The 473-nt window shown below is 71.5% G+C and carries 1 pseudogene; it reads left to right on the top strand.

Annotated elements, in window-relative coordinates:
* Nucleotides 1-322 (top strand): annotated as a pseudogene (locus LPA54_RS37635) (GTP cyclohydrolase II); the annotation flags it as partial.
* Nucleotides 323-473: the final 151 nt, after the last annotated feature.

Raw genomic sequence — 473 nt, 5'->3', positions numbered from 1 at the left:
GCTCGCCAAGCTGCGCGCGATGGCGTTGCAGGCGGAGGGCCTGGACACCGTGGAGGCGAACCTGGCGCTCGGACTGCCGGTCGACGCCCGCGACTACGCCGTCGCCGCCGGGATGCTGAAGGACCTGGGCGTGCGGTCGGTGCGGCTGATGTCCAACAACCCGCGCAAGCGCGAGGCGCTCGAGCGGCACGGCGTGGAGGTCGACGAGCAGGTGCCGCTGCTGATCGAGCCGTGCGAGAGCAACATCACCTACCTGCGCACCAAGCGGGAGCGGCTCGACCACCACCTCCCGCATCTGGACGCGGTGGGGCACCTGACCTGACGCCCCGCCGGCCGGCGGAACCGTTGCCCTACGGAGGTCAGTCGGCGAGTGCCTCGTGCACCAGCCGGTTGAGGTCGCGGTAGACGGTGTGGGAGGACCTGGGCCGCACCTGCGTGTAGAACTGCACGGTCAGGTCGCGGCCGGGGTCGAC

This window comes from Streptomyces sp. DH12 (assembly GCF_020873895.1).
Taxonomy (GTDB): domain Bacteria; phylum Actinomycetota; class Actinomycetes; order Streptomycetales; family Streptomycetaceae; genus Streptomyces.
This window is presented reverse-complemented; position numbering and strand designations above follow the sequence as displayed.